Here is a 3630-nt window from a genome sequence, read left to right on the forward strand (position 1 = left end):
ACCATGGGCGAGATCGTGGCCAGCGTGCAGCGCGTGACCGACATCATGGCCGAGATCAGTGCCGCCTCGCAGGAACAGTCGGCCGGCATCGAGCAGGTCAACCAGACCATCACCCAGATGGACGAAGCCACGCAGCAGAACGCCGCGCTGGTGGAGGAAGCCACCGCCGCCGCACGCAGCATGGAAGAACAGGCGCATGCGCTGGCCGAATCCGTCGCCGTGTTCAAGCTGAACGGCACTGCCAGCGCCCCGGTGCGCAAGCCCGTCGCGCCCGCCGCCTCGCGCCCGGTGACGGCGCACAAGGCCGTGGTTCGCAAGCCGGTCGCGCGCAAGCCGGAACCGGCACTCGCCGAGGGCGACTGGCAGGAGTTCTGAACACGCCCGCTGGAACACGCAGTTCGCACACGGCCCGGTCGATCCGGGCCGTGTACGCGTGGATGCCGCCGCGCAACGCAGGCCTGCCTGGCCTGCATGTGCCTGACGCTCGCCGATCGTGATGGACGACGGTCATCCGCCTACCGTGCGCGCACGGTAGGACGCAGCGTGGCGTACCCGCGCCAACGTCGCTAAAGATCATGCGACGCACGCCGATACAGCCTGTGACGCCTTCCGCCGGGCCTGCCGCCCATCGCCGACCGTATGACCGAGCCCACCGACTCCCCCCAGGCCGAGCCGATCCGGTACGAGGACGAGAAGTACCTGGTGCGCAATGGACACGAGATCCGGCGCATCCTGCAGGCACTGATCGAGCGGCGCGCCCTGGTAAGCGGCTGCGTGATGCCGCGCAACCACACGTTTCCGACCTCCATCGTCGAAGTCCTGGACGACGAAGACGCCGTCGTGATCGATGGCAGCGCCAGCGAGGCCATCAATCGCATCATCGAGGACGCGACCCACGTCACCTGCGTCTCCCGGCTGGACCGCATCCATGTGCAGTTCCGCCTGCAAGGGCTGGTACGCCTGCACCACGAAGGACAGGTCGCCTTCCGCGCCGATCTGCCGGAGACCCTGCTGCGCCTGCAGCGGCGCGAGTACTACCGGCTGCAGGTCCCGGTCACCCAGCCGCTGGAGTGCGCCATCCCCCAGCACCATCCCGATGGCGAGACCACCTACGAACGCTACCGCGTGCTCGACATCAGCGGCGGCGGCATCGCCCTGGCGGTCCAGGCGGAGAACCCCACGCTGCGGCCTTACCGCGAGTTCCCGGACTGCCTGCTGTACCTGCCCGACAGCGGCCCCCTGAGCCTGCGCCTGATGGTGAAAAGCCTGCACAGCCAGCTCAACCAGAACGGAACGGAAAGCTGGCGCGCCGGCTGCCAGTTCACCGACCTCCCGCGCGGCGCCGACGCGCTGATCCAGCGCTACATCTTCCGCCTGGAACGCCAGCGCAGCGCCCGCGAGCGTGGCGCCGCGTGATGCGCGTCGGCTTTCGTGCCGCAGCCCTTCATGTCACACGTTTCCGCACTCAACCTCGCCGCACGCCCGCCGATATCCCGCATGACTCCTGCAATACGGGCGTGATCGCCACCCGCGGCCTCCTTCCCTGCAGGCGCTATCGCCGTATCGCTCAACCTGCACGAGGCCACCATGTCATCCGCTCTCTCCCACTCCTCTTCCCGCAGCATCGCCACGCGGGTGATGTACGGCGTCGCGCTTGTCGCGCTGCTGGCGTTCGGCGTCGCCGCCGCGGCCAGCTACCTGCGCAGCAGCCAGGCCCTGTTGACGGGCGCGCGCGCCACGATGGAGGGGCTGGCTAGCCTGGAGGCGCAGCGCATTTCGGGCGAACTCGGGCGCGCCTTCGACAGCAACGAGGCGCTGGCGCATGCACTGTTGGCCCAGCGCGCCAGCGACGGCGTCAGCCGCGCCGCCGCCGGCGCCGTCATCAAGCGCCAGTTGGAGGCGCACCCCGAATGGGTCGGCGTGGGCACCCTGTGGGAACCCGACGCCTTCGACGGCCAGGACGCGGCGCATGTGGCGGCCGAGGGCCACGACGCTACCGGCCGCTTCATGAGCTATTGGGCCTGGAGCGACGGCGCCCCGCTGCTGGAGGCCCTGCGCGATTACGAAGTGCCCGGTGCGGGCGATTGGTACCTGCGCCCGCGCGAGCTCAAGCGCGCGGTTGTCGCCGAGCCCTACGTCTACAAGATCGCAGGCAAGGACGTGCTGATGACCACGCTCTCCACGCCCATCCTGGACGGCGACAAATACGTCGGCGTGATGACCGTGGACTTCGCCCTCCAATCGCTGCAGGAACGCATCGCCAAGCTCACCCCGATGGAGGCCGGCTTCGTCCGCCTGCTGACCCCGGCCGGCGTGGTGATCGCCGACCACGACGCGACCCTGCTCGGCAAGCCGTTCGCCGATCCCGAGGCGGCCGGCCTGCTGAAGCAGATCGCTGCGGACAAGCCCGTGTTCCGCGAAGTGCAGGACGCGTCCGGCGAGACGATGGTCGAGGCCTACGTGCCGCTGCAGATCGGGACCGCGGCGGAGCGTTTCGCGCTGGGCGTAGTGGTACCGCGCGCCGTCCTGATGCGCGAAGCCCGTGCGGTGCTGTGGACCGTGGTCGCCGTGGGCGCACTGGGCGCGGCACTGCTGTGCGGTGCGGTGTTCTGGCTGCTGCGTCGCCAGGTCAGCGTTCCTCTGGCCGGCGCGGTGCGCGTGGCCGACGACATCGCCGGCGGCAAGCTGGACAGCGAGATCGGCGTGGGCCGCGACGACGAGGTCGGCACGCTGATGAAGGCCCTGCGCAGCATGCAGGGCCACCTGCGCGAGCGCATCGAGCGTGACCAGGTCATCGCCCGCGAAAGCCTGCGTATCCGCACGGCGCTGGAGGAAGTGACCACCAACGTCATGATCGCCGACGCCGACCGCACCATCGTCTACGCCAACCGGCCGCTGATGAAGATGCTGGCCGACGCCGAACAGGACCTGCGGCGCGACCTGCCGGCCTTCGACGTGCGCACCATGGTGGGCGGCAGCATCGACGTCTTCCACAAGAAGCCCGAGCACCAGTCGCGCATCCTGTCGCAGTTGCAGGGCACGCACCGCGCCCAGATCCATGTCGGCGGCCGCGTCATGCAGCTGATCATCAACCCGGTGACCGACGGCGACGGCCAGCGCATCGGCTACGTGGTGGAGTGGGCCGACCGCACCGCCGAGGTGATGGTCGAGCAGGAGGTCACCCGCATCGTCCAGGCCGCGGTACAGGGCGACCTGAGCGGGCGCATCGCCGAAACCGGCAAGCAGGGCTTCCTGCTGGCGCTGTCGCAGCAGCTGAACGGTCTGCTGGCGACGATCGCGGGCAGCGTGGACGCGGTCTCGGGCGTGCTGCAGTCCCTGTCCCGCGGCGACCTGACCGCGCGCATGGAAGGCGACTTCCACGGCGTGTTCGCCCGCATGCGTGACGACGCCAATGCGACGGTGGCCCAGCTGACCGACATCGTCGGCCGCATCCAGGACGCCTCCACTTCCATCAACACCGCCGCCGGCGAGATCGCTTCCGGCAACAGCGACCTGTCGCGCCGTACCGAGCAGCAGGCCGCCAACCTGGAAGAAACCGCCGCCTCCATGGAGGAACTGACCTCCACCGTGCGCCAGAACGCGGAAAGCGCCCGCCAGGCCAACCAGCTG

General features: G+C 69.4%; 3 protein-coding genes. All 3 read left to right on the forward strand.

The annotated features are described in order from the left end of the window. Positions 1-375 (forward strand): methyl-accepting chemotaxis protein (locus tag V8246_RS16985; protein ID WP_336190295.1); only part of this gene is annotated, 375 nt, incomplete at its 5' end. 264 nt (positions 376-639) lie between these two features. Further along, positions 640-1416, forward strand: a complete 777-nt coding sequence (locus V8246_RS16990; protein ID WP_336190296.1) for a flagellar brake protein — start codon at positions 640-642, stop codon at positions 1414-1416. 171 nt (positions 1417-1587) lie between these two features. Continuing rightward, a partial coding sequence (locus tag V8246_RS16995) for a HAMP domain-containing protein (RefSeq protein ID WP_336190297.1) occupies positions 1588-3630 on the forward strand: 2043 nt, incomplete at its 3' end.

The organism is Pseudoxanthomonas sp. F11, assembly GCF_037046485.1.
In the GTDB taxonomy this organism is placed as follows: Bacteria; Pseudomonadota; Gammaproteobacteria; order Xanthomonadales; family Xanthomonadaceae; genus Pseudoxanthomonas_A.